Here is a 22,864-nt window from a genome sequence, read left to right as displayed (position 1 = left end):
GGGGCCCGTACGCCGCACCGACTGACCCGAACGCCTCCCCCGTGCGGGGGACGGTCGGCGCCGGGCGGCTGTCGGCCGGGCAGCGGCCGGGGAGGCTTCCGGCATGCAGCAGCAGTACGACACGTCGACGCCCCCGCCCGCCTTCTCGGCGGCCGACGCCCTCACCCTGCGCAGCGCGCTGGACGCGCTCGGCGGGGTCCGCGGGCTCGACGCCCTCGACCTGCCCTGCGGGCACGGCGGCACCGCCAGACTGCTGGCGAGCGGCGGCGCCCGGCGGACCGTGGGCGTCGACAGCTGCCCCGACCGGATCCGCCGGGCCCGCGAAACCCACCACGACGCCCGGATCGAGTACGTCGTCGCCGACGCCGCCGGAATGCCGCAGCTGGGCCCCTTCGACCTGGCCACCGCCGTCTACCTGTTCAACCAGGCCCCGGACCGCGAGGCGCTGCACGCCCTGTTCCGGTCCGTACGGGCCAACCTGCGCCCCGGGGGCCGGCTGCTGGCCATCGTGCCGAACCCGGGAGCCTTCCCGTGCCCGGACTGGTCCCCGTACGGGGTACGCGTCCTGGAGCGCGAACCGCACCCCGAGGAGGCCCCGCTGGTCCGGGCGCAGTTCGTCGGCCGGCCGGACGCGCACTTCGAGTTCCGCGCCTGGACGCACGCCGATTTCTGCGAAGCGGCGGTCGAGGCCGGTTTCACCACCGCCGGCTGGCAGCCCGTACGCACCCCACCGCCCGACGCGGAACGCGACGAGGCCTTCTGGGCGGCCTACCGGGCCCGGCCGGTCAGCTCACTGATGAGCTGCCTGGCCTGAGCGTGCGCCCGCTGACGTGGAGCCCGCCCGGGCCGGGCCGCCCGCCGGGGTCGCGCCGCCGCCCGTGCGTCAGGCCGCGGACACCCAGGGGTCCGTCACAGCTCCCCGGCGGCCCTGACCAGGTCCACGATCCGGTCACGGGCCGCCCGCCCCTCCGGGACCGGCAGCAGCGGGTAGCCGTGCGGCAGCCCCGGCGCCTCGTGGAACTCCACCTCCACGCCGTCCGCCCGGGCCCGCCGCAGCAGCTCCCGGCTGTCGGTGCTCAGCACGTCCCTGGTGCCCGTGAACACCGTCAGCGGCGCCAGGCCCGTGAAGGAGCCGTGCAGCGGGGACACCCTGGGGTCGTCGGCGGCCAGGGTGCCCGCGTACAGCCGCCCGGCCTCGGCCAGCCCGGACCGGGCCAGCAGCGGGTCGGCCCGCTCGATGCCCGGCTGCTCGGGATGGCTCATCGTCACGTCCAGCCAGGGCGAGATCAGCACGATCCGGGACGGCTGAGCGCCGGTGCGGTCCCGCAGCCGCTGCGCGGCGGCCAGCGCCAGACCGGCCCCGGCGGAGTCTCCGATGAGTACCGTCCCGCCCGCCCCGCCGCTCTCGATGAGCCCGCTCAGCAGGTCGGCGGCGACCGGCACGTTCCGGTCGGCGGTCCCGCGCGGGGCCAGGATGTAGGCCGGTACGACGACGCGGGCGCGGGCCCGGCCGACCAGGGTGCGGATCATCGACCAGTGCGGCCGGACCAGCTCGTTGATGTACGCGCCACCGTGCACGTAGAGCACCTGGGCCACCGCTTCGGTGCCGCGCGGCGAGATGTCGTACACCGGCCAGGCCCCGACGAAGGCCCGCGAGACCTCGGCGATCCGCCCGAGCGAGCGCGGCGGCAGATGCGACGCGGGCCGCCTGGCGCTGTGCGCGACCCTGGCGCGTACCGCCTCGGCGCTCGCGAACCGTCTTCGCCGTCCCGTCGCGATCAGCGCGACCGACAGCGCCCTGCTGCGCAGACTCGGCACGCCCCCCACCTCCCCGTTCTCCTGCTCCCGGCCCGGTCCCGGCCGGCCCTGCCCCGTCACCTGAGGAGCATAGGCGTGAAGCTGCGCTGTCGACCCGCTTAAGAAAGTCTCGATGGACTGATCACCGGGCCGCTCGGCAGATTGGTCCCGTCACCCGACACGACACCGCGCGGGCCCGCACGCTCGCGACGGCACCCTTCGCATGCCTGGAGCCACCCCATGAAGGCACTCGTCAAGCACAAGGCCGAACCCGGGCTGTGGCTCATGGACGTGCCCGAGCCCGAGTACGGCCCCGGCGACGTGCTGATCAAGGTGCTGCGGACCGGTATCTGCGGGACCGACCTGCACATCCGGGCCTGGGACGGCTGGGCGCAGGGCGCCGTCAAGACGCCCCTGGTGCTGGGCCACGAGTTCGTGGGCGAGGTCGCCGCCCTCGGCGCCGACGTCCGGGACATCGAGATCGGCGCGCTGGTCAGCGGCGAGGGCCACCTGGTGTGCGGCAAGTGCCGCAACTGCCTCGCCGGGCGCCGGCACCTGTGCCGCAGCACCGTCGGGCTCGGTGTCGGACGTGACGGCGCGTTCGCCGAGTACGTGGTGCTGCCCGCGCAGAACGTCTGGGTGCACCGGACCGCCGTGGACCTGGACGTGGCGGCGATCTTCGACCCGTTCGGCAACGCCGTGCACACCGCGCTGTCCTTCCCGCTGGTGGGTGAGGACGTCCTGATCACCGGCGCCGGCCCGATCGGCATCATGGCGGCCGCCGTGGCCCGGCACGCCGGTGCCCGCAACGTCGTCATCACCGACGTCAGCCCCGAGCGCCTCGACATCGCCCGCAAGGCCGGCGCCACGCTCGCCCTGGACGTACGGGAGTCGACCATCGCCGACGCGCAGGCGCAGCTGGGCCTGCGCGAGGGCTTCGACGTCGGCCTGGAGATGTCCGGCCGCCCCGAGGCGGTGCGCGACATGATCGACAACATGACGCACGGCGGCCGGATCGCCATGCTGGGCCTGCCCGCGCAGGAGTTCCCCGTCGACTGGGCCAAGGTCGTCACCTCGATGATCACCATCAAGGGCATCTACGGCCGCGAGATGTTCGAGACCTGGTACGCGATGACCGTGCTGCTGGAGGGCGGCCTCGATCTCAGCCCCGTCATCACCGGCCGCTACTCCCACACCGACTTCCAGGCCGCCTTCGACGAGGCGTCGACCGCCCGCAGCGGCAAGATCATCCTGGACTGGACGGCCTGACCGCCGCCGGGGACCGGGACGGCGGCAGCGCCGTCCGCGGTGTCCCCGGCCCCCGGACCATCCCCCTCCGGCCGGGTCCCGCAACCACCGCCCCGCGGGGCCCGGCCCCCTCCCTCCGCCGACCAGGAGAAAGAGAGCACCACCCCATGTTCGAGACCGTCCGCGCCGACCTGCGCACCACCCTCGACGAGATCCGCTCCGCCGGCCTGCACAAGCCCGAGCGCGTCATCGGCACCCCGCAGAGCGCGTCCGTCGCCGTCACCTCCGGCGGCTCCGCCGGGGAGGTCCTGAACTTCTGCGCCAACAACTACCTCGGGCTCGCCGACCACCCCGAGGTGGTCGCCGCCGCCAAGGACGCGCTGGACCGCTGGGGCTACGGCATGGCCTCGGTCCGCTTCATCTGCGGCACCCAGGAGGTGCACAAGGAACTGGAGGCCCGCCTCTCGGCGTTCCTCGGCCAGGAGGACACGATCCTCTACTCCTCCTGCTTCGACGCCAACGGCGGCGTCTTCGAGACCCTGCTCGGCGCCGAGGACGCGGTGATCTCCGACGCCCTCAACCACGCCTCGATCATCGACGGCATCCGCCTCTCCAAGGCCCGCCGCTACCGCTACGCGAACCGCGACCTCGCGGAGCTGGAGACCCGGCTCAAGGACACCCAGGACGCCCGGCGCCGCCTGATCGTCACCGACGGCGTGTTCTCGATGGACGGCTACGTCGCCCCGCTCGCCGAGATCTGCGACCTCGCCGAGCGCTACGACGCCATGGTCATGGTGGACGACTCGCACGCCGTCGGCTTCGTCGGCCCCGGCGGCCGGGGCACCCCGGAGCTGCACGGCGTCATGGACCGCGTCGACATCATCACCGGCACCCTCGGCAAGGCCCTCGGCGGCGCGTCCGGCGGTTACGTCGCGGCCCGTGCCGAGATCGTGGAACTGCTGCGCCAGCGCTCGCGCCCGTACCTCTTCTCCAACTCCCTCGCCCCGGTCATCGCGGCCGCCTCGCTCAAGGTCCTGGACCTGCTGGAGTCCGCGGGCGACCTGCGCGAGCAGCTCGCCGCCAACACCGAGCTGTTCCGTACGAAGATGACCGCGGCCGGCTTCGAGGTACTGCCCGGGGACCACGCCATCGCCCCCGTGATGATCGGCGACGCGGCGGAGGCGGCGCGCATGGCGGAACTCCTGCTGGAGCGCGGCGTGTACGTGATCGGGTTCTCCTACCCGGTGGTGCCGATGGGCGCGGCCCGCATCCGCGTCCAGCTGTCGGCCGCCCATTCGACGGCGGACGTCGAGCGCGCGGTGGCCGCCTTCGTCGACGCCCGCGCGGCGCTGGCGACGGCCGGGGCCTGAGGCCCGGCCGGGAGGCTGCGGTGGGCGGGGCCTGCGGTGGACGGGGTCTGAGGCGCCTGGGGCCTGAGACAATGGCGGGGTGATCGACCCCCGCCGGCTGCGTGTCCTGCGGGCCGTGGCGGACCACCGTACGGTGACCGCCGCGGCCGCAGCCCTGTACCTGACCCCCTCCGCCGTCTCGCAGCAGCTCGCGGCGCTGGAGCAGGAGACCGGGCACGCCCTGCTCACCCGCAGCGGCCGGGGCGTCCGCCTCACCGCCGCCGGGGAGATCCTCCTCCGCCACACCCACGAGGTGCTGGCCCAGCTGGAGCGCGCGGAGGCCGAACTCGCCGCCTACGCGGGCGGTGCGGCGGGCGAGGTCACGGTGGCCGCCTTCGCCACCGGCATCGCCGAGGTACTGGCGCCGGCCATCGCCCGGCTGGCCGTGGACCACCCGGGCATCCGGCTGCGGGTGCGCGACGCGGAGGGCGACCAGAGCCTGCCGCTGCTGCTGGACGGCGAGGCGGACCTGGCCCTGGCCGTGGAGTACCGGGGCGCCCCCGGCGCGGACGACGGCAGGCTGTCCGTGCTCCCGCTGTACGCGGAACCCTTCGACGCGGTGCTCCCCTCGGGACACCCGCTGGCCGACCTCCCCGAGGTCCCGCTCGCAGACCTCTCGGACGCGGACTGGGTGGGGCAGTACCCCGGGAACCCGTGCCACGACGTGACCCTGCTCGCCTGCGAACTGGCGGGGTTCCAGCCCCGGTTCGTGCACTCCTCGGACGATTTCCGCGCCGTGACGGCCCTGGTGGGTGCCGGGGCGGGTGTGGCCCTGGTCCCGCGCTCGGCGCTGCGCGGCATGGACCTCAAGGAGGTCCAGGTCCGCCCGGTCTCGGGCTCCACCCCCACCCGGAGGGTCTTCGCGGCCACCCGCCGCGGCGCGGAATCCCACCCCCTGATCGCCCCGGTCCTGTCCGCCCTGTCCCGCGAGGCGGAACGCGTCCCGACCCACTGACCGCGGCCGCGCGGACGCCCCGCCCCCGCGCCCACCCCGGCCAGGCGCGCGTTCCCACCTGTCCGGGCCGCTGCGGGATCCGCGGCAGTTCCCCCGGCCAGGAGGGAGCCGCCCGGGGGCGCTGTCACTGCGGGTCCGCGATGGCCGCCTGCGCGGCCGCCGGGCCCGCCCGGCAGCGGCGTCCAGGAGGCTGCGCCGCGGTGGGGCGTGGCGGGTGTTCCCTCCTCCCCCCTCGGCCGCTCGTGCCGCGGTCCGGAGCCGAGATCACCGACATGGCCGGCCAGTAGGCCTCGGGCAGCGTACGCGGGCGGGCCCGTCTCCAACGGCTGCACCGACGACTGGCAACCCACCCAGATGCTGGCCGACGCGTTCATCGCGCGCCATCACCCTCGTCGAGTCCACCCCGCCCGGCCACCGGCCGCTGGGGCCCGCGCCTTGCTGGCCCAGTACACCGAGCGCGGGGTGCGGCCCCCGAGGCCGCCCGGCCAGGCCAGCGATGAACGTCCGCACTTCCCGGCCCTCGACGCCCAGTCGTCGGAGTCCAGGGAGCCCAGCAGCTCCCCCCGCCGGGGGCCTGTTGCTGCGGGTCCGTATCGGCCGCGTGCGTGGCCGCTGGACATACCCGGCAGCGGCGTCCAGGAGGCCGCGCGACAGCGGCCCGGCCAGCCCGGCCAGCCCGGCCAGCCCGGCCAGCCCGGCCAGCCCGGCCAGTTGCCCTTGACCGCCGGTCCGCCACGGCCGCGCCGGGCACCGGCTCAACGGGGGCCCCGCCGGGTCCAGGGGCGCTGCGCGCACACCGTGCGCGTTCGGGCGGCCGGCCGGCAGCTCAGCCGGCGGCCGGGAGGAGCCGCTGGGTACCCCGTCGGCTCGGCTCCGGGCCCCGATGTCCGCCGTCCCTGGCTCCTCGGCTCCGCCCGGCGGGTCCGGTGGGACCGCCCCGTCGTTCAGGGCCGCCGACCGGGAGGGGCCGTCTCAGACCCGGCGGACCTCGACGCCCGCCGCGGTGAACGCCTCCGCGACCGGTTCTGGCAGGCCCGTGTCCGTCACCAGGACGTCCACCGCGTCCGTCGCGCAGATGCGCGCGAAGGCGCGTACGCCCAGCTTGCTGGAGTCCGCCGCGACCACCACCCGCCGGGCCCGCTCGCACAGCAGCCGGTTCATCGCGGCCTCGTCCTCGTGCCGGGTGGCCGCGCCGTCCGCCGGGTCGAAGGCGTCGACGCCCACGACGGCGGTGTCCATGCTGAGCTGCCCCAGCACCTGCTGCGCCAGCGGGCCGGTGAGTTCGTACGACTGCGGCCGGGCCACCCCGCCCGTCAGCACGATCTTGAACTGCGGGCGGATCACCAGCTCACCCGCGATGTTGAGGGCATTGGTGACCACCGTCAGCGCGGGCGAGCCGGTGGCCAGGTCCGGGCGGGCGGCGAGGGCCCGGGCGACCTCGGTGGTCGTCGTCCCGCCCGTCAGCCCGATCACCTCGCCGGGGGCGATGAGCGCCGCCACCGCCTCGCTGATCCGGCCCTTCTCGGCGGCCCGGCGCGAAGTGCGGTAGCGGAGCGGCAGTTCGTACGAGACCCCGTGCGGAACGGCGCCACCGCGCGTACGGACCAGCATCTGCTGCTCGGCCAGCTGGTCGAGGTCGCGCCGGATGGTCGCGGCGGACACGCCGAGGAGCTCGGCGGCCGGCTCCACCTCCAGCCCGCCCCGCTCCACCAGCAGATCCAGCAGTCTCTGCCAGCGTTCCTTGCGGGTCATGGCCCCACTCCCACTTTCCCGGCCCGTCCTTCGGCCCTCCGGTTGAGATTAACCCAGACGATCGCCCGGCCGATGCTTGAAGTTGCGTGAAACGGCCCGATAACGTGCAGGAACACGCATCCGCATCGACGGCACAGCCCCAGGGAGCCCGTATGAGTCACGTCGCGCACGAACTGGCCACGCAACCCGTGTGCTGGGAGCGGGCCGCCGAACTGGCCCCCGGGCGGCGGGCGGTGCTGCCGCAGCCGGGGGAGCGGACCGCGATCGTCGGCTGCGGGACCTCGTACTACATGGCCCAGGCGGCCGCCGCCCTCCGGGAGGAGGCCGGACAGGGCGAGACCGACGCGTTCCCCGCCTCGGAATTCCCCCGTCACCGGCGCTACGACCGGGTGGTGGCGCTGACCCGGTCCGGGACGACCACCGAGGTGCTGGACCTGTTGGCCGGCCTGCGGGACGCCGGGGTGGCGACCACCGCCGTCATCGGCGACCCGGCCACCCCCGTGATGACCCTCGCGGACGAACTCGTCGTACTGGACTTCGCCGACGAACGGTCCGTCGTACAGACCCGGTTCGCCACGACGGCCCTGACGCTGCTGCGCGCGCACCTCGGCGCGCACGGCCCGGCCGTCGTCGCGGACGCCCGCACCGCGCTCGCCGAGCCGCTGCCCGAAGGGCTGGAAGACCGGGACCAGTTCACCTTCCTCGGGCGCGGCTGGAGCACCGGCCTCGCGAACGAGGCCGCGCTCAAGATGCGCGAGGCGTCGCTCTCCTGGGCCGAGTCCTACCCGGCGATGGAATACCGGCACGGACCGATCAGCGTCACCGGGCCCGGAACCGTCACCTGGTCCCTGGGCGAGGCCCCCGAGGGGCTCGCCGAGCAGGTCCTGACGACCGGCGCCGAGTGGGTCGCCGGGCGGCTCGACCCCCTCGCCGAGCTGGTACGGGTCCACCGGCTGGCCCTCGCCGTCGCCGCCCACCGCGGCCTCGACCCGGACGCGCCCCGGCACCTGACCCGGTCCGTGATCCTGACCGCGGGCGAGGAGGCGGTCCGATGAGCCTCGTACCCGCGGGCGCGCTCGTGACGGAGGCGGCCGCCGCCGGCCGCGCCGTCGCCGCGTTCAACATCATCACGCTGGAGCACGCCGAGGCCGTCATCGAGGGCGCCGAGCGGGTCGGTCTGCCGGTCATCCTGCAACTGAGCGAGAACGCGGTGAAGTTCCGGTCCGGCCGGCTGCTCCCCATCGCCCGGGCGGCCTGCGCGTGCGCCGAGGCGGCGGGCGTGCCGGTCGGGCTGCACCTGGACCACGTGAAGAGCTCCGAACTGCTGCGGCAGGCCGTCGACGCGGGCTTCGGGTCGGTGATGTACGACGCGGCGCACCTGCCCTACGCCGAGAACCTGGAGGCCACCCGCTCCGCCGCCGACTGGGCCCACGCCAACGGCCTGTGGATCGAGGCGGAGCTCGGGGAGGTCGGCGGCAAGAACGGCGCCGCGCCGCTGGATCCGCACGCGCCGGGCGCCCGTACCGATCCGGACGAGGCACGGCGGTTCGTCGCCGACTCGGGGGTGGACGCATTGGCCGTCGCCATCGGCAGCAGCCACGCCATGACAAGCCGGACGGCCTCCCTGGACCACGGGCTGCTGGCCCGCCTGGCCAAGGCGGTGGAGGTCCCGCTCGTCCTGCACGGCTCGTCGGGGCTCCCGGACGCCGAACTAGCGGCGGCCGTCGCGGGCGGCATCCGCAAGGTCAACATCGGTACCGCGCTGAACGTGGCCATGACCGAAGCCATCCGCACCCACCTCACCCCGGCGGACCCCCGCCCGTACCTGACGGCCGCCCGCGCCGCGATGGCGGCGACCGCCGCGGCGATGATCGCCGTCCTCGACTGACCCCGTCCCGTGCGCCACCGCCCTTCCGGATTCTTGTAACAGGTTCTACTCTGCCTCCGCCGACGGACGGACCGCGAGACACCCGGAGGGGCCGTGCACCTCGAATACACGCCTGAGCAGGAGCGGTTGCGCAGCGAGCTGCGCGCCTACTTCGCCGAGCTGGTCCCGCAGGACGTCTACTCCCGCTACGAGGACCCCGCCGCCCAGAAGCGCTTCTACCGCGAGACCATCCGCCGCCTCGGGGCGGACGGCTGGCTCGGGGTCGGCTGGCCCGAGGAGTACGGCGGGCGCGGGATGTCGCCCATGGACCAGTTCATCTTCTTCGACGAGGCCGCGCAGGCCGTCGTACCGCTGCCGCTGATGGCGCTGAACACCGTCGGGCCGACGCTCATGCAGTTCGGCACGGACGAGCAGAAGGCGTACTTCCTGCCCCGCATCCTCTCCGGCGAGATCGACTTCGCCATCGGCTACAGCGAGCCCGACGCCGGCACCGACCTCGCCGCGCTCACGTGCAAGGCGGTGCGCGAGGGCGACGAGGAGACCGGCAGCTACGTGGTCAACGGCCAGAAGATCTGGACCACGAACGGCGACACGGCCGACTGGGTCTGGCTCGCGGTCCGCACCGACCCCAACGCCCCCGCCCACAAGGGCATCAGCATGCTCCTGGTGCCGACCTCCGACCCGGGCTACTCGTGCACCCTGATCAACACCCTCGCCTCGCACGACACCACGGCCAGCTATTACGAGAACGTCCGGGTCCCGGCGAGCCGGCGCGTCGGCCAGGAGAACAAGGGCTGGCGGCTGATCACCAACCAGCTCAACCACGAGCGCGTCACCCTCGCCGCCCACGGAACCATGGCCATCCGGGCCCTGCACGACGTCCAGCGCTGGGCGGCGGAGACCGAACTGGCCGACGGCCGCCGGGTGATCGACCTCTCCTGGGTCCGCGGCCGCCTCGCCCGCACCCACGCCCGGCTGGACGCGATGAAGCTCCTCAACTGGCAGATGGTGGGCGCCGTCCAGTCCGGCACCCTCACCCCCCAGGACGCCTCCGCCGTCAAGGTCTACGGCTCGGAAGCCCGCCGGGACGCCTACGCCTGGCTGATGGAGGTGGTCGGCGCGGCCGGCTCCCTCAAGGACGGTTCGGCGGGCGCCGTCCTGCACGGCGAACTCGAACGCGGCTACCGCAGCGCCGTGATCTTCACCTTCGGTGGCGGCAACAACGAGATCCAGCGCGAGATCATCTCCTGGATCGGCCTCGGCATGCCCCGCGTCCGCCGGTAGCCGCCCTCTTCGGGAAAGAGAGACGCGCAGCGGATGCCGGGGCATCCGCTGCGCTTCGGGTCGGGCCGGTGTCAGCGCCCGGTCAGTCGAGGACGTTCGGGATGGGCTCGGTGTTGCTGCGCTGGAGAGCGGTCCGGGGGGCCGCTACCGGGCCCAGGGCCCGGGCGGAGAGCGGCATGGAGCCGACCTAGCGGTCCTCGTCGTCCAGCAGCACCCCGAACACGGTCTTGCCGTTGCGGGTGACGCAGAAGACCAGGCCCAGCCGGCGAGGGTGGAGGTGCCGCCGGTGCTGTACGTGGTGGTCTTCACCCCAGGACCGCTTGCTCCGCGCCGCAGGTGTCCCTCGACGTTGGATGAGGGGCGGTCAGGTGAGGCGGAGGAGGGGGGTGGGGGTGGTGAGGGTGGCGCGGAGGGTGGGGATGGCCGTCCAGGGGAGGCCGAGGGTGCGGGCGGCGTAGCGGAAGGTGATGTGGTCGGCTCCGTCGGACGCTTCGCGCAGGGTCTTCATGGCCTCGTCCCGGCCGGGGACGGCGGGCGGCCCCGTGGGCGGGTCCGGCCGGGGTGCGCGGTCGCGTTCCGGCTCCAGCCCGTGGATGCCGGTGAGCCGGTGGGAGAGGCCCGCCGCCGCCTCCAGGGTGGCCGGGCGTTCGTCGAGGAGGGCTTGGGCGACCCGGTTGTGACCGATGGCCTCCCGGAGCGGCAGGTGGTACAGCCGCGGGGAGACCTCCGTGAGGCGGACGGTGTGGTGGACGGTGCGGACGGCGCCGCGGGCGCCATGGACGGCGGCCGCCCACAGCGCGGAGGCCTCGGAGGGGTGCCAGGACAGCGCGGCGGCGGCCGCCGCGGCCGCGCCCCGGCCGGGGGTGAGGGGGTGGCGGCAACCGGTGAGGCGTTCGAGGAGGGGCTGTTCGCCGATCTCCCCGTCGAGGCCGGGGCCCGCGACGTAGACGGTGGTGGGGATGCCGGTGAGGTGGCAGGCGGCGAGCGTGAAGGCATCGCCGAACGGGCTGCGCAGGCCGGGTTCGTCGCCGTGGGTGAGGATGTCACCGCCGATGTCGACCACGCGGATCCGCCCGCCCGCGGCGTCGGCGATGGACGCGATCTGCCGTGCCACGGACCGGAGCCCCTGGGCGGGGTCCAGCAGCAAGAGCCGGGCCGGCAGGTCCCGGGCGAGGCCCGGCATGGTGGATCCGGCCGGGCGCCGGGCCCGGGTGGCGGGCGTGAAGGCCGCGGCGCCGCCGACTCCGTGGGCGAGTCCGGTGAAGTCCCCGCTCCCCAGGGGCCGGGACGTGGAGTCGACCTCGGGGCGCTCCCACGCGTAGGTGGCGATCAGCGGCGGGGCCGGGTCGACGGTGACGGAGCGGGCGGCGATGAGCGTGCCGAGGGGGTCTCCGCCGCCGCCCGCCGCGACGTACAGGTCGGTCATGCGGCTCCGCCGCGCAGGTCGATGCCGGTGATGCGGACGGGCGTCGTCCCCATGTTCCGCTGGGCGCGCGCGTTCGCCGCGTGGAGGTTCTCGTAGTACTCGCGGTCGAGGCGTTTGACGGGCTCGGAGTAGAACATCCAGGAGAGGATGTCGCGGTACTTGAAGCCCTTGGGGGTGAGCTGGACGCGGCGGCCGATGCGGTGGAGGAGTCCGTTGGACTCGGCCGCGTCGAGTACGGCTTCGAACTCGGCGGCGTGCTTCTGGTAGCCGAACCGGTCGAGTTCGGTGAGGTCGAGGTCGAAGGAGTCGAGGACGAGGCGCTTGCGGACGAGCTCCTCCCCGGTCAGTTCGATACCGGTGACGGGGACGATCTCGTGGTTCCTGGCCTTCCTGATGTAGTCGGCGACCTCGGCCGTGGACGGCCTGACGCTGCCGGTCATGTAATCGAGGACGCTGGTGTAGGAGCGGGCGCCGACTCCCAGGCCGAGCAGGGGGACGCCGTGGAAGGTGAGTACCTTCTGCGCGTAGCCGCCGCGGCCGGGCTTCTTGTAGCGGACGGAGCCCTCCTGGACGTAGCCGTGGTCCAGGAAGACCTCGCGGGCGTAGTCGTAGCGGTCGTACAGCTCGGGCTGCCACATGTACTGGTAGGCGCCGGTCTTGGAGAACCAGGCGTCCGGCCGCACGGTCAGGAAGTAGGTGCTGACGGTGGTGGGCCGGAGCTCGGCCAGCTCGTTCACGCTGTGCCGCCAGGTCTCGGGGGTCTGCCCGGCGAAGCCCATGATCAGGTCGGTGGACAGGTCCGGCAGGCCGAGTTCGTGTGCGGTGTGGATGGCTCGGCGGATGACGCCCTCGTCCTCGCCGCCGCGGCCTGCTTCGCGGATCTCGCGCGGGACGAGGGACTGGATGCCGACGTTGGCGCGGGTCAGGCCCATGCCGATGAGGGCCTTGAACTCGTCCGGTGCGTCGGCGATGGAGGAAGGAGTGGCTTCGACCGCGACTTCCTCGACCGTGGAGCGCCAGTTGGGGTAGATGTCGCCGATGGTGGTGAAGATCTGCTCGAAGTGGCGTGGCTTGAGCAGGGCGGGGGTGCCGCCGCCGATGTAGACCGTGCGCAGGCGCCGGGCCTGGATGATCTCGGCGTGATCCCGGATCTGCGTACACAGGGCGTCCGCATAGGCGTCGAAGACGTCCTCGTCGGTGCTGATGATGGTGTACAGGTTGCAGAAGCCGCACTTGCGGTCGCAGAAGGGGACGTGCAGGTAGAGGTTGAGTTCGGGGACCTGGTAGTTGGCGCGGTCCATGGCCCACACGTCGGGGATGCTCCACTTCCCCTCCGGGAGGGGGCGGTAGGTGGAGCGCGGCGGGTACGAGTACTGGTAGGGCGGTATGACGCCCTGGTCGATGTGGGCGGCGAGCTGCTGGCGCAGGCTGGTCACGGTGGTCGTCCCCGTTCGGGTCGCGGTGGCGGCGGACCTGGCGTTGTGATCCGACCACGGGAGGCCCGTACGGCTCCATCGGGTGGGCGCACCAAATGCCGGGCCGCTACTGACCGGTTGTCTGGGCTTTGCTCCAAAACAACCTGCTCCAGGGCGAGTTGTTTTCGTCGGTCGGGCCCATAGCGGCTACCCTCACCCCCCGGCTTTGCTGGGCGGATGACATTCGGTGCGGGCCCGCGCGGGCCGGGAGTGCTGGTGATCGAGCCGATGGGGAACGCGGGGCGTTTTCTCGTAGAGGCCGCTGACCGGCTGGGGTTGCGCTTGTACGCGGCCACGCGCAAGGACATCCACGACGGCTACCCGGACCGGCTGCGATCGGCCCTCGCGGGGGTGTGCGCGACGGATCTCGCGGACGCCCCGAGGGCCCTGGAGGAGATGGGAGCCTTCTGCAGGCAGCATGCCATCGCGGGTGTCGCCGCCTGCTTCGAGCTGTTCACCCCGCTCGCCGCGCCGCTCGCCCAGCGGCTGGGCCTGCCCGGCAACGATCCGCAGCTCGCCCGGGCGGCCCGGAACAAGATCCTGATGGGCGAGGCGTTCGCGGCGGCAGGCGTCCCGGCCCCCCGCTGGAAGGTCGTGCACGACGCGGCCGAGGCGCACCGGGTGGCGCGGGCCGGGGAGTTGGGCTGGCCGCTGGTGGTCAAGCCCGCGGAGCAGGGCGGCTCGTGGGGGGTGTCCGTGGTGGACGGCCCGGAGCGGCTCGCCGCAGCGGTCGGCGCCGCCCAGCGGTACACGCACGCCTACCCGCACGGCTTGGAGCTCGACACGCGGGCACTGGTGCAGGAGTACATCCCGGGGGAGGAGTACTCGTGCGAAACGGTGGTCGCGGACGGGGTGGCCTACCCGCTGCCGGTCGTCCGGAAGGACACCACCGAGGGCCGCTACCGGATCGAGACCGGCCACACCTGCCCGTCCGGTCTGGCGCCGCCGCTCGCCCGGAAGGTGCAGCACACCGCGGCGCGGGCAGCGCTCGCCGTCGGCGTGCGCAACGGGATCGCGCACACGGAGGTGAAGATCCCTCCGGGCACCGGGACGCCGTACGTGATCGAGACCGGCGCCCGGCTGCCGGGCGACAACCTGTGCGAGATCGTCCGGGCGGCGACGGGCGTGAACGAGGCCGTGGCCTACCTCCAGGCCGTGCTCGGCCGGGTCCCCGACACGGTCACCTCCGCTGCGGACGCGGCGACGATCCGCTTCCTGCTGCCGGAGCGCGGCGGGGTGCTGCGACAGGTGTCCATCCCCGAAGTGCCCGGTACGCACAGTGAGTTGCACCTGGAGCCCGGGGACACGGTGCCCGAACCGGCGGACTCGGCCTGCCGGATCGGGCACGTGGTGGCCCGCGCGGGCACGGTGGAGCACGCACGCGACCTGGCGGACCAGGTGATCGTCCGGTCCCGAGTGGAAGTGGGTTGAACCAGGTGCGGAAGATCGCGTTCCTGCGGTCGGTGGCCATCCGGCGCGCCGACCCCTACATCCAGCAGGCCGTACGCGCGCTCGCCGCCGACGGGATCGAGGCCGGACTGTTCCACACCGGCGGCACCGCCGACGACGACGACTTCCCCGGACACCGGCAACGGCTCGCCCGCGACGTGACGCCACGGGAGCTCGCCGACGCGGTCGCCGCCTGGGGGGCGGACGCGGCGGTGTCGATCTCACTGCCGTGCGAGAACGCGCTGCGCGACGCCGCGGCCAAGGCCTTCCTGGACGCCGCGGGCATCCCGACGGTCATGACACCGCTCGCGGCCACGATGCTGCTGGTGGACAAGTGGGAGACCAAGCGGCTCTGCGAACGGGCCGGGCTGAACGTGCCGGACGGATTCCGCGCGGACTCCGACCTGTTGGCGGGGCGGGGCCTGCCGACGCCCGGCTACCCGGACGCGCTGCGCGTACGTGCCGGACAGACCGGCTATCCGCTGATGTCGAAGCCCGTGGGGGACTCGACCAGCATGGGCATCCGCACCCTGCGCTCGGCCGCCGATCTGGACGCCTACCTCGCGTCCCCGCCGGAGGTGTCGGCGGTGCTGGAGCAGGTCGTCGAAGGCGACCTGTGCAGCGTGGACATCGTGGGACGGCCCGGCTCCTACCGGGTCCTGCCGCTGTGCTGGACCGGACGCGCCGGGGCGGAACCGGTGTTCACCTTCGCCGACCTGCGCTGGTGCGGGCCCCGCGCGGAAGCGGACGCCGCGTTCGTGGACGTGGCGCGCACACTGGTCACCCTGTGCGGGAACCTGGGGGTCTGCGGATCGGTCAACGTCGACATGGTCTACACCGCCGGCCGGTTCGTGATCCTGGAGGTCAACCCCCGCATCGGCGGAGCCACGACCCTGTCCTGCGCCGCGTCGGGCACGAACACCTTCACCGCCCTCGCCCGGATGGCCCGCGGCCTCCCCGTCGAGGGCGGCACGGCGCGACGGACCGGATGGGCCCTCGAATTCCTCACCAGCGGCCGCGTCCCCCCGGCGGTGGTGGCGCGGCTGCGGGAACGCGTCACGGTGGTCACCGCGCACGAACTGGTCATCGACGGCGCCTCCCACGGTGACATCGTCGTTCTCACGCTCGCCGAAGGCGCGGAGGACAAGACGGTGCGGGCCCTGACGGAGCTGCACGAGGCGACCGGCTTCCCCGCGGCCGGCGTCCTGCGCAAGATCAGTTCCCTGCTGGGCCCGTGAGCACGGCCACCGGTACCCGCCGCCCCCGCGTCGCCGACCGGCTCGGCGTGCCCGGGCTGCGGGGGCACGGCCTCTTCATCACCGGCAACCTGATCGACTCCGTCGGCAACGGCATGCTCCTGCCGCTCGGCCTGCTGTACTTCACCGACGTACGGGGGCTGCCACCGGCGCAGGTCGGCGTGGCGATGACGGCGGGGCAGGCGATCGCCCTGCCGGTGACGTTCCTCGCCGGACGCCTCATGGACCGGGTGGGACCACGACCGGTCGTGGTCTGGGCGAACATCCTCTCCGCAGCCGGGTTCACCCTGTTCCTGTTCGCGGGCCGGCCGTGGCAGGTGGCCGGCGCGTACCTGGTGGTGCAGGCCGGGATCAACATGTACTTCACCGCACAGCGCACCCTGATCACGCACGTCACCGCACCCGGGGAACGCCGCTCGTGGTTCGCCTTCACCGGCTCGTTGCGCAACATCGGCCTCGCCGCGGGGGCCAGCGCCGCGGCGGCGACCCTGGCGGTGTCCGGGAGGGGCTCGCTGCGGTGGCTGATCGCGGTCGACGCCGCCACCTACCTGCTGGCCGCCGCCTGCTTCGCCGCCCTCACCACCCGTCCGCCGTTACCCGAGGACGCGCCGCGAAGTGCGCTACCGAGTGCGCCGGCGGGTGCGCCGGCGGCCTGGACCGCCAACACCCGCCGCTACCTGCTGCTCGTGGCGGTCAACATCCCCTACGTCCTCGCCCAGGCCATCCTCGCCGTGCTGGTCGCCCTCTACACCACCCACGCCCTGGAGCTGCCCCCGTCGGCGGCGAGCCTGCTGTTCGTCGTCAACACCGTCATCGTCTCGGGCTTCTCCACCGTCGTCACCGCGCACCTGGCGCCGCAACCGCCCCGCCGGGCCGTGGCGGCCGGATACCTGATCATGGCCGCGGGGATGGCGGCGTTCGCACTGCCCGTACTGCCCGCCCTCGCCTTCACCGCCCGGGTGGCGCTGCTCGGCGCGATCGCGCTGTTCAGCCTGGCGGAGATGCTGCTCGGCCCGGCGCTCGGCGAACTGTCCGTGAGCCTGACCCCCGAGGCGGCCGGGGGGTTCACGCAAGGCCTGTACCAGTTCTCCTGGGCCCTCGGCATGGTCGCCGCTCCCGCCCTCTTCACCCTGCTGCTGGACGCCGGTCCCCTCCTGCCGTGGGGCGTCGAAGCCGCCGCCTGCCTGGTCGCCATGGTCGCCGCTCCCGCCCTGAAGGCCACCAACCGCCGCCGCCGAAGGAAACCCCATTGATCACGAGCGTCGTCGAATCGATCCACGCCCTCCTCGCCGCCGAATGGGAGCAGCTCGCCCGCCCGGCCGGCCTCTACCTCGCCCACCAGTGGCTCGCCGGCGAGGAAGCAGACCCCACCGCCACCTGCGCGTACGCGCTCGTACGGGACAGCGGAGGCCGGCTGCTGGCCGCCGCGCCCCTCTACCTGGTGCGGGACGAACCGAACGACTCCTACCAGCCCGCCGCCGTGCTGCCCGCCCCACTGCGGCCCCGGGTGATCGCCGGGGCGCGGCGCGGCTACCACAACACCCCGCTCACCGCCCCCGGTCTCGACGCCGTACGGCGGGACGCCTGCCTCGTCCTGCTGCGGGACGCCGCACGCGACTTCGCCGCCCTGCACCACACCACTCACTGGTGGCCCTACCTCACCTCCGAGGCCGCCACCCGGCTCGCCCCCCTCTACCCCCGACGTCCCCTCCACCTCCAGGACGACGCTCTCATTCCGCTGCCCGGCGCGGGCATCGACGACTACATCGCCTCCCTGCCCTCACGACGCCGGGTCGGCGTACGTCGTGAACGCCGCGCCTTCGCCGCGACCGGGCTCGACGTCCGCCACCAGGTGCTCGCTGACTGCTTCGAGGACGCCGGGGTCCTGCTCGCCGGACACCAGCTGGATCACGGGCACGACCGGGACGGTGTCGACGCGATGACCACGCTGCTGAAGCGGCAGGCGGCGGCGATGGGCAGCGAAGCGCGGGTGGTGGCCGCCTACGACGGGCAGCGGATGACCGGGTTCTGCCTGTACTACCACTACGGGGCCACGACGTGGATCCGCGCGGTCGCCGTCGACCGGCGGCATCCGGCGCCCCACCTGTACTTCAACCTGATGTACTACCTGCCCGTCGCAGACGCCTACGCCCACGGCTCGACCGGCCTGCACGCCGGTATGACGACGATCGAGGCGAAGCGGCGGCGCGGCGCCGTGGTGTCCGGCCTGTACGCGCTGGTCGACCAGGAGCCGGGGGGGACAGGTCAGCCGGGCAGCGGGTGACCTGTGCGGCAGGCCGGCCACCGCCCCCGCCCGGCTGCGTGGCGATCACTGCGCGGGGACGGGAGAATGGACCTGCCGGAGGCCACGTCCGTCGGGGGACCCCACATCCGAGGCCACCACGTCAAGGGGACCGGCCATGAAGGACGCGAGGCGGTCCGCTCGTACGGGCGCGCGACCCGGTCCACGGACGGGTGCCGCGCGGGCTGCGAGGCGGTCCGGGGAGGCGGTCGCATGACGCGCCCGTACCCGCCGATCGCCGAACACGGCCTGATCGGCGACCTGGAGACCTGTGCCCTCGTGTCGTCCGAGGGAGTGCTCGACTGGTTCTGCTCCCCCCGTTTCGACTCACCCAGCCTCTTCGCCGGGCTCCTCGACCACGACCGCGGCGGGTACTTCGCCATCACCGCGCAGCCGCCGCAGGACGCCGGCCCGCCGGCCGGCGGGGACGGCGTCGTCACCCGCCAGCTCTACCTCGCCGACACCGCCGTCCTGATCACCCGCTTCCTCACCCCCGAAGGGGTCGGCGAGGTGGTCGACTTCATGCCCGTCCGCGAGGAGCGGACCCCCACCGACCGGCACCAGGTGGTGCGGGTCATGCGCGTGGTACGCGGATCGATGCGCTTCGCCCTGGCCTGCCGGCCGCGCTTCGACTACGGTCGCGCGCACCACGCCCTGACCCTGGACGGCCGGGCCGCACGTTTCGACGCACCCGGCTGCACCGCCCACCTCCAGGCCGTCGGCCCGGTGGTGCTCCGGGCCGACGGGGGCGACGTACGCGCGACGGTGGCGCTGGCGGCGGGCGAACGCGCGGCCGCCGTCCTGACGGTGTGCGACGCCGGAGGCCCGGCCCCTCCGCCGCCGGACGCGCTGGACATGACACGGGAGTTCACCGACCTCAACCGCTTCTGGCACCGGTGGACCGGACGCTGCCGCTACCGCGGCCGCTGGCAGCAGATCGTCAACCGCTCCGCGATCACCCTCAAGCTCCTGACGTACGCGCCCACGGGCGCTCCCATCGCCGCGGCGACGATGGGCCTGCCGGAGCAGGAGGGCGGGGAGCGCAACTGGGACTACCGCTACACCTGGGTCCGGGACGCCTCCCTCGCCGTCCGGGTCATGCGCGACCTCGGGTTCACCGAGGAAGCGAACGCCTTCCGCGGCTGGCTCGCCGACCGGTTCCGGGACGGCGGAGCACCCGGCGGCGAGCCACTGCAGATCATGTATCGCGTCGACGGCGACCCGCACCTGCCGGAGGAGGTCCTCGGCCACCTGACGGGCTGGCGGGGCTCCGCCCCCGTACGCGCCGGCAACGACGCCGTCGGCCAACTGCAGCTCGACATCTACGGCGAGGCGGTCTACGCCCTCGCCCAGAGCGGCCGGACCCCCGATGTGGTCGGCTACGACGACTGGCGGAGCTCGGCCGCCCTGCTGGACTGGCTCTGCGACCACTGGGACCGCCCCGACGACGGCATCTGGGAGACCCGCGGCGGCAGCAAGGACTTCACCTACAGCCGCCTCATGTGCTGGGTCGCCCTGGACCGCGGCGTCCGCCAGGCCGTGGCCACCGGCCGCCCGGCGGACGTGAAGCGCTGGACCGCCGTCCGGGACGCCATCCACGGCCAGATCATGACCCGGGGCTGGAGCGAGGAACGCCAGGCGTTCGTCCAGCACTACGGCAGCGCCGTCCTGGACGCCTCGCTGCTGATGATGCCGCTGGTCGGCTTCATCCCGCCGCAGGATCCGCGCTGGCTGTCCACCCTGGACGCCATGGACCGCGAACTCGTCTCGGACAGCCTCGTCCACCGCTACGACCCCGACGCCTCACCGGACGGTCTCAGGGGCTCCGAGGGCACGTTCTCGCTCTGCTCCTTCCTCTACGTGTACGCCCTCGCCCGCGCCGGACGGGTCGAACAGGCCCGGTACGCCTTCGACAAGATGCTCACCTACGCCAACCACGTCGGCCTGTTCGCCGAGGAGATCGGCCCCACCGGCGAGCAACTGGGCAACTTCCCGCAGGCGTTCACCCACCTCGCGCTGGTCACCGCGGCCCTCGCGCTCGACGCCGAACTGGACGGGGAGCCATGACGGAACCGAGGGAACCGACGGAACCGGAGGAGCCGATGGAACCGATGGAACCGGAGGGACCGGAGGGACCGAAGGGACCCGGAGAGCCGCGGGCAGCGGTGCCCCGGCCGGACGGGGCCGCCGGGGGCGCCCAGCCGCGGGAGGCGGACCTGCTGCGCGCCATCCTGCGCTCTCCCGGCTACCTCAAAGCCCTCGCCTTCTCCGCCTTCGTCGGCATCCCGGTGTCCCTGGTCGCGTTCTGGTTCCTCGCCGGGCTCCACGCACTGGAACACGCCGTGTGGGTGTCGCTCCCGCACGCCTTGGGCGAGGGCGGCCCCCCGTGGTGGTGGCCCCTGCCCCTGCTGCCGGTCGCCGGGGTCCTCGTCGGCCTGGTCGTCACCCGCCTCCCCGGGGCCGGCGGCCACGTCCCCGCAGCCGGGCTGGCCACCGGCGGCACCAGACCGGCCGCCCTGCCGGGCGTACTGCTCGCGGCGGCGGTGGGCCTGCCGCTCGGCGCCGTGCTGGGGCCGGAAGCACCCCTGATCGCGCTGGGCGGCGGCCTCGCCCTGCTCCTGCGGGACCTCACCAGGGCCCCGACGAGTGCACTGACCACCGCGTTGCTGGGCTCGGCCGGAGCGGCGGCCGCCATCGCGGCGATCTTCGGCAACCCGCTGGTCGCCGCCGTCCTGCTGATCGAGGTGGCGGGCGTGGGCGGACCGCGGCTGTTCGCGGTCATGCTCCCCGCGCTGCTCTCCAGCGGCATCGGCTCCCTGGTCTTCACCGGCTTCGGGCGCTGGACCGGTCTGGGCACGGGCAAACTCGGCCTCGAGGTGTCCGGGGCGGACCCGCGCCTGGACGCGGCGGACGTGCTCTGGGCGGTGGTCATCGCCCTCGGCTGCGCCCTCCTGATGCGGCCGGTGCAGTCCGTGGCGCGCCGGGTCGCGGTGTTCGTCACGCACGGTACCGTGCCGCGTACGGCGCTCTGCGCACTCGGCGCCGGCGCCTGCGCCGCCCTCTACGCCCTGACCACCGGCCGCTCCTCGGCGGAGGCCGCCCTGTCGGGTCAGTCGACGCTGGCGCAACTGGCCGCCGATCCGCATGCCTGGGGGATCGGCGCGCTGGTCGCGGTCCTGCTGTGCAAGGGCGCCGCCTACGCCCTGTGCCTGGGCAGCCTGCGCGGCGGCCCCATCTTCCCGGCGCTGTTCCTGGGGGCCGCGGCCGGCGTTCTGGCCTCCCCGCTGCCCGGCTTGGGCGTGGTACCCGCGATCGCGGCGGGCATGGCCGCCACCACCGTCGCCGTCCTGCGGCTGCCGGTCAGCAGCGTGGTGCTCGTGGTCCTGCTGCTGGGCAGTTCCGCCGTGATGCCCGTGGCGATCATCGCCGCCGTCATCGCCTTCGTCGTCACCGAACTGCTGCCGGAGCTCCCGCCCCTGGCGCCGCCCGCGCCCCGGCCCGGCGCGACAGCCGGCGCCCGGGCGGCCCGGGCGCCCTGACGGCGGGCGCCCGGCTGCGGCCGCCGGCCGCCGCGGGAGTTCCCGCTCGATCCGCTCCTGCCCCCGGTCCGTACGCCGCTACGCTGGACGACGCGCAGTCGGCCACGCCCGCACGGCAGCAGGAGGTACCGGGATGGGACCAACGGCGGGACCTACGGCGGGACAGCAGGGGCAGGGGCCCGATCCCGGGCTGTACGGGCCCGGGTCCGTGACGTGGCAGTGCCACGGGGACCCGGTGATGTGGATCGCCGGGGTCCGTGCGCTCTACCTCCAGGCCCTGCACCCCCGGGCCGTCCGCGGCGTCATGGAGAACAGCGCCGCGTTCGGGGACAAGGGGGGCCGCGCGGACGCCTGGGGGCGGCTGCTGCGCACCGCGGACTTCGTCGGCACCCTCACCTACGGCACCACCGCTGCCGCCGAACAGGCCGGCGCCCGCGTCCGGGCCGTCCACCGCAAGCTGTCCGCGACCGACCCCGCCACCGGCCGCCGGTTCCCCGTCGACGACCCCGCCCTGCTGCTCTGGGTGCACTGCGCGCAGATCGACAGCTTCCTGCACGTCCTGCACCGTTCCGGCGTCCCCCTCACCCCCGCCCAGGCCGACCGCTACGTCGACGAGAACCGGGTCAACGCCCGCCTCGTCGGCCTCGACCCCAGTGGCGTGCCCGCCGACACGGCCGCCCTCGCCGGCTACTTCGAGACGGTCCGCCCCGACCTCGCCGCCGGGGCCGACGCGCTCGCCGTGGACGACTTCCTGCGCGCCCCGCCCGTCCCCACTCTCCTGGTCCCTGGCCGAAACCTGCTGTGGCGGCCGCTCGCCGCCCTCGCGTACGGTTCCCTCCCGGACTACGCGCACCGGCTGTACGGCAGACCCGCTCCCGACCCGCGGGACGTCACCCGCCGCCTGCGCCTCACAGGACGCCTGTTGCGCACCATCCCCGCAGGTCTGCGCTGGCAGCTGCCGCCAGGTCACATCTTGAAAGCGATGCGCCGCATGGGCCCCGGGAGTCGCCCCTCGGCGTACACACTGCGTACATCAGCGGCCATACTGGACCGTCCGGGGAGGGCGTAGCACAACACACGGGGG

18 protein-coding genes are annotated in these 22,864 nt (G+C 73.9%); 14 read left to right on the top strand and 4 right to left on the bottom strand.

The genetic code is table 11. From position 1 onward, the window contains the following. The first annotated feature begins 103 nt into the window (after positions 1–103). On the top strand, positions 104–814 hold the full coding sequence (locus ACZ4M3_RS19800) for a class I SAM-dependent methyltransferase (RefSeq protein ID WP_467734309.1): 711 nt from the start codon (positions 104–106) through the stop codon (positions 812–814). Between the two features lie 95 nt (positions 815–909). Here ACZ4M3_RS19800 and ACZ4M3_RS19795 read toward each other — a convergent pair whose 3' ends face one another. After that, complete coding sequence (locus ACZ4M3_RS19795) at positions 910–1,878, bottom strand: alpha/beta hydrolase fold domain-containing protein (RefSeq protein ID WP_467734307.1); 969 nt, start codon at positions 1,876–1,878, stop codon at positions 910–912. Between the two features lie 159 nt (positions 1,879–2,037). Between ACZ4M3_RS19795 and tdh the strand changes: the two genes are divergently transcribed. The 3 genes from tdh to ACZ4M3_RS19780 all read left to right on the top strand — a co-directional run bounded on the left by tdh (position 2,038) and on the right by ACZ4M3_RS19780 (position 5,409). Continuing rightward, positions 2,038–3,066 carry an L-threonine 3-dehydrogenase gene (gene tdh / locus ACZ4M3_RS19790; RefSeq protein ID WP_467734305.1) on the top strand — a complete coding sequence of 343 codons (1,029 nt, stop codon included), beginning with the start codon at positions 2,038–2,040 and terminating at the stop codon, positions 3,064–3,066. 146 nt (positions 3,067–3,212) lie between these two features. Further along, on the top strand, positions 3,213–4,415 hold the full coding sequence (locus tag ACZ4M3_RS19785; protein ID WP_329193030.1) for a glycine C-acetyltransferase: 1,203 nt from the start codon (positions 3,213–3,215) through the stop codon (positions 4,413–4,415). Positions 4,416–4,494: 79 nt separating this feature from the next. After that, on the top strand, positions 4,495–5,409 hold the full coding sequence (locus ACZ4M3_RS19780) for a LysR family transcriptional regulator (protein ID WP_467734303.1): 915 nt from the start codon (positions 4,495–4,497) through the stop codon (positions 5,407–5,409). Between the two features lie 972 nt (positions 5,410–6,381). Here ACZ4M3_RS19780 and ACZ4M3_RS19775 read toward each other — a convergent pair. Continuing rightward, positions 6,382–7,161 (bottom strand): DeoR/GlpR family DNA-binding transcription regulator, encoded by a 780-nt coding sequence (locus ACZ4M3_RS19775; RefSeq protein ID WP_467734302.1) that lies wholly within the window; start codon positions 7,159–7,161, stop codon positions 6,382–6,384. 152 nt (positions 7,162–7,313) lie between these two features. Between ACZ4M3_RS19775 and ACZ4M3_RS19770 the strand changes: the two genes are divergently transcribed. From ACZ4M3_RS19770 to ACZ4M3_RS19760, 3 genes are all read left to right on the top strand, one after another. After that, a complete protein-coding gene (locus ACZ4M3_RS19770) occupies positions 7,314–8,216 on the top strand; it encodes an SIS domain-containing protein (protein WP_467734301.1) in 903 nt (300 codons plus the stop codon). Continuing rightward, entirely contained in the window at positions 8,213–9,049 is an 837-nt protein-coding gene (locus ACZ4M3_RS19765) for a class II fructose-bisphosphate aldolase (RefSeq protein ID WP_467734300.1), read from the top strand. Before ACZ4M3_RS19770 ends, ACZ4M3_RS19765 begins: the two co-directional genes overlap by 4 nt. A gap of 93 nt (positions 9,050–9,142) precedes the next feature. Then, positions 9,143–10,333 carry an acyl-CoA dehydrogenase family protein gene (locus ACZ4M3_RS19760; protein ID WP_467734299.1) on the top strand — a complete coding sequence of 397 codons (1,191 nt, stop codon included), beginning with the start codon at positions 9,143–9,145 and terminating at the stop codon, positions 10,331–10,333. A gap of 364 nt (positions 10,334–10,697) precedes the next feature. On the opposite strand, the gene ACZ4M3_RS19755 is transcribed toward ACZ4M3_RS19760, so the two are convergent. Beyond that, positions 10,698–11,759, bottom strand: coding sequence for a DUF1152 domain-containing protein (locus ACZ4M3_RS19755; RefSeq protein WP_467734298.1), 1,062 nt, complete (start codon positions 11,757–11,759; stop codon positions 10,698–10,700). Beyond that, positions 11,756–13,195 (bottom strand): coproporphyrinogen-III oxidase family protein, encoded by a 1,440-nt coding sequence (locus tag ACZ4M3_RS19750; RefSeq protein WP_467734297.1) that lies wholly within the window; start codon positions 13,193–13,195, stop codon positions 11,756–11,758. Before ACZ4M3_RS19750 ends, ACZ4M3_RS19755 begins: the two co-directional genes overlap by 4 nt. Positions 13,196–13,411: 216 nt before the next feature. Here ACZ4M3_RS19750 and ACZ4M3_RS19745 point away from each other — a divergent pair, with 216 nt between their 5' ends. The 7 genes from ACZ4M3_RS19745 to ACZ4M3_RS19715 all read left to right on the top strand — a co-directional run bounded on the left by ACZ4M3_RS19745 (position 13,412) and on the right by ACZ4M3_RS19715 (position 22,849). Further along, complete coding sequence (locus ACZ4M3_RS19745; RefSeq protein ID WP_467734296.1) at positions 13,412–14,665, top strand: ATP-grasp domain-containing protein; 1,254 nt, start codon at positions 13,412–13,414, stop codon at positions 14,663–14,665. A 5-nt stretch (positions 14,666–14,670) separates the two neighbouring features. Further along, entirely contained in the window at positions 14,671–15,921 is a 1,251-nt protein-coding gene (locus ACZ4M3_RS19740; RefSeq protein WP_467734750.1) for an ATP-grasp domain-containing protein, read from the top strand. Continuing rightward, positions 15,918–17,192, top strand: coding sequence for an MFS transporter (locus tag ACZ4M3_RS19735; RefSeq protein WP_467734295.1), 1,275 nt, complete (start codon positions 15,918–15,920; stop codon positions 17,190–17,192). Before ACZ4M3_RS19740 ends, ACZ4M3_RS19735 begins: the two co-directional genes overlap by 4 nt. Further along, positions 17,189–18,223: a peptidogalycan biosysnthesis protein gene (locus ACZ4M3_RS19730; RefSeq protein WP_467734293.1), complete on the top strand. Its 1,035-nt coding sequence runs from the start codon at positions 17,189–17,191 to the stop codon at positions 18,221–18,223. Before ACZ4M3_RS19735 ends, ACZ4M3_RS19730 begins: the two co-directional genes overlap by 4 nt. Positions 18,224–18,454: 231 nt before the next feature. Further along, entirely contained in the window at positions 18,455–20,308 is a 1,854-nt protein-coding gene (locus tag ACZ4M3_RS19725) for a glycoside hydrolase family 15 protein (protein WP_467734291.1), read from the top strand. Beyond that, positions 20,305–21,780 carry a chloride channel protein gene (locus tag ACZ4M3_RS19720; protein ID WP_467734289.1) on the top strand — a complete coding sequence of 492 codons (1,476 nt, stop codon included), beginning with the start codon at positions 20,305–20,307 and terminating at the stop codon, positions 21,778–21,780. The genes ACZ4M3_RS19725 and ACZ4M3_RS19720 overlap by 4 nt, the downstream gene beginning before the upstream one ends. A gap of 133 nt (positions 21,781–21,913) precedes the next feature. Then, entirely contained in the window at positions 21,914–22,849 is a 936-nt protein-coding gene (locus tag ACZ4M3_RS19715; RefSeq protein WP_467734287.1) for an oxygenase MpaB family protein, read from the top strand. The last annotated feature ends 15 nt before the right edge of the window (positions 22,850–22,864 follow it).

Source organism: Streptomyces sp. NPDC026522 (assembly GCF_055567555.1).
Note: the sequence above shows the minus strand (reverse complement) of the source record. Positions and strands in the feature narration are given on the sequence as shown.

Bases quoted from the DNA above. Each gene is read 5' to 3' on its own strand.
- ACZ4M3_RS19800 (WP_467734309.1), top strand. From the start codon at position 104: ATGCAGCAGCAGTACGACACGTCGACGCCCCCGCCCGCCTTCTCGGCG.
- tdh (WP_467734305.1), top strand. From the start codon at position 2,038: ATGAAGGCACTCGTCAAGCACAAGGCCGAACCCGGGCTGTGGCTCATG.
- ACZ4M3_RS19785 (WP_329193030.1), top strand. From the start codon at position 3,213: ATGTTCGAGACCGTCCGCGCCGACCTGCGCACCACCCTCGACGAGATC.
- ACZ4M3_RS19775 (WP_467734302.1), bottom strand. From the start codon at position 7,161: ATGACCCGCAAGGAACGCTGGCAGAGACTGCTGGATCTGCTGGTGGAG.
- ACZ4M3_RS19770 (WP_467734301.1), top strand. From the start codon at position 7,314: ATGAGTCACGTCGCGCACGAACTGGCCACGCAACCCGTGTGCTGGGAG.
- ACZ4M3_RS19765 (WP_467734300.1), top strand. From the start codon at position 8,213: ATGAGCCTCGTACCCGCGGGCGCGCTCGTGACGGAGGCGGCCGCCGCC.
- ACZ4M3_RS19755 (WP_467734298.1), bottom strand. From the start codon at position 11,759: ATGACCGACCTGTACGTCGCGGCGGGCGGCGGCGGAGACCCCCTCGGC.
- ACZ4M3_RS19745 (WP_467734296.1), top strand. From the start codon at position 13,412: ATGACATTCGGTGCGGGCCCGCGCGGGCCGGGAGTGCTGGTGATCGAG.
- ACZ4M3_RS19725 (WP_467734291.1), top strand. From the start codon at position 18,455: ATGACGCGCCCGTACCCGCCGATCGCCGAACACGGCCTGATCGGCGAC.
- ACZ4M3_RS19720 (WP_467734289.1), top strand. From the start codon at position 20,305: ATGACGGAACCGAGGGAACCGACGGAACCGGAGGAGCCGATGGAACCG.
- ACZ4M3_RS19715 (WP_467734287.1), top strand. From the start codon at position 21,914: ATGGGACCAACGGCGGGACCTACGGCGGGACAGCAGGGGCAGGGGCCC.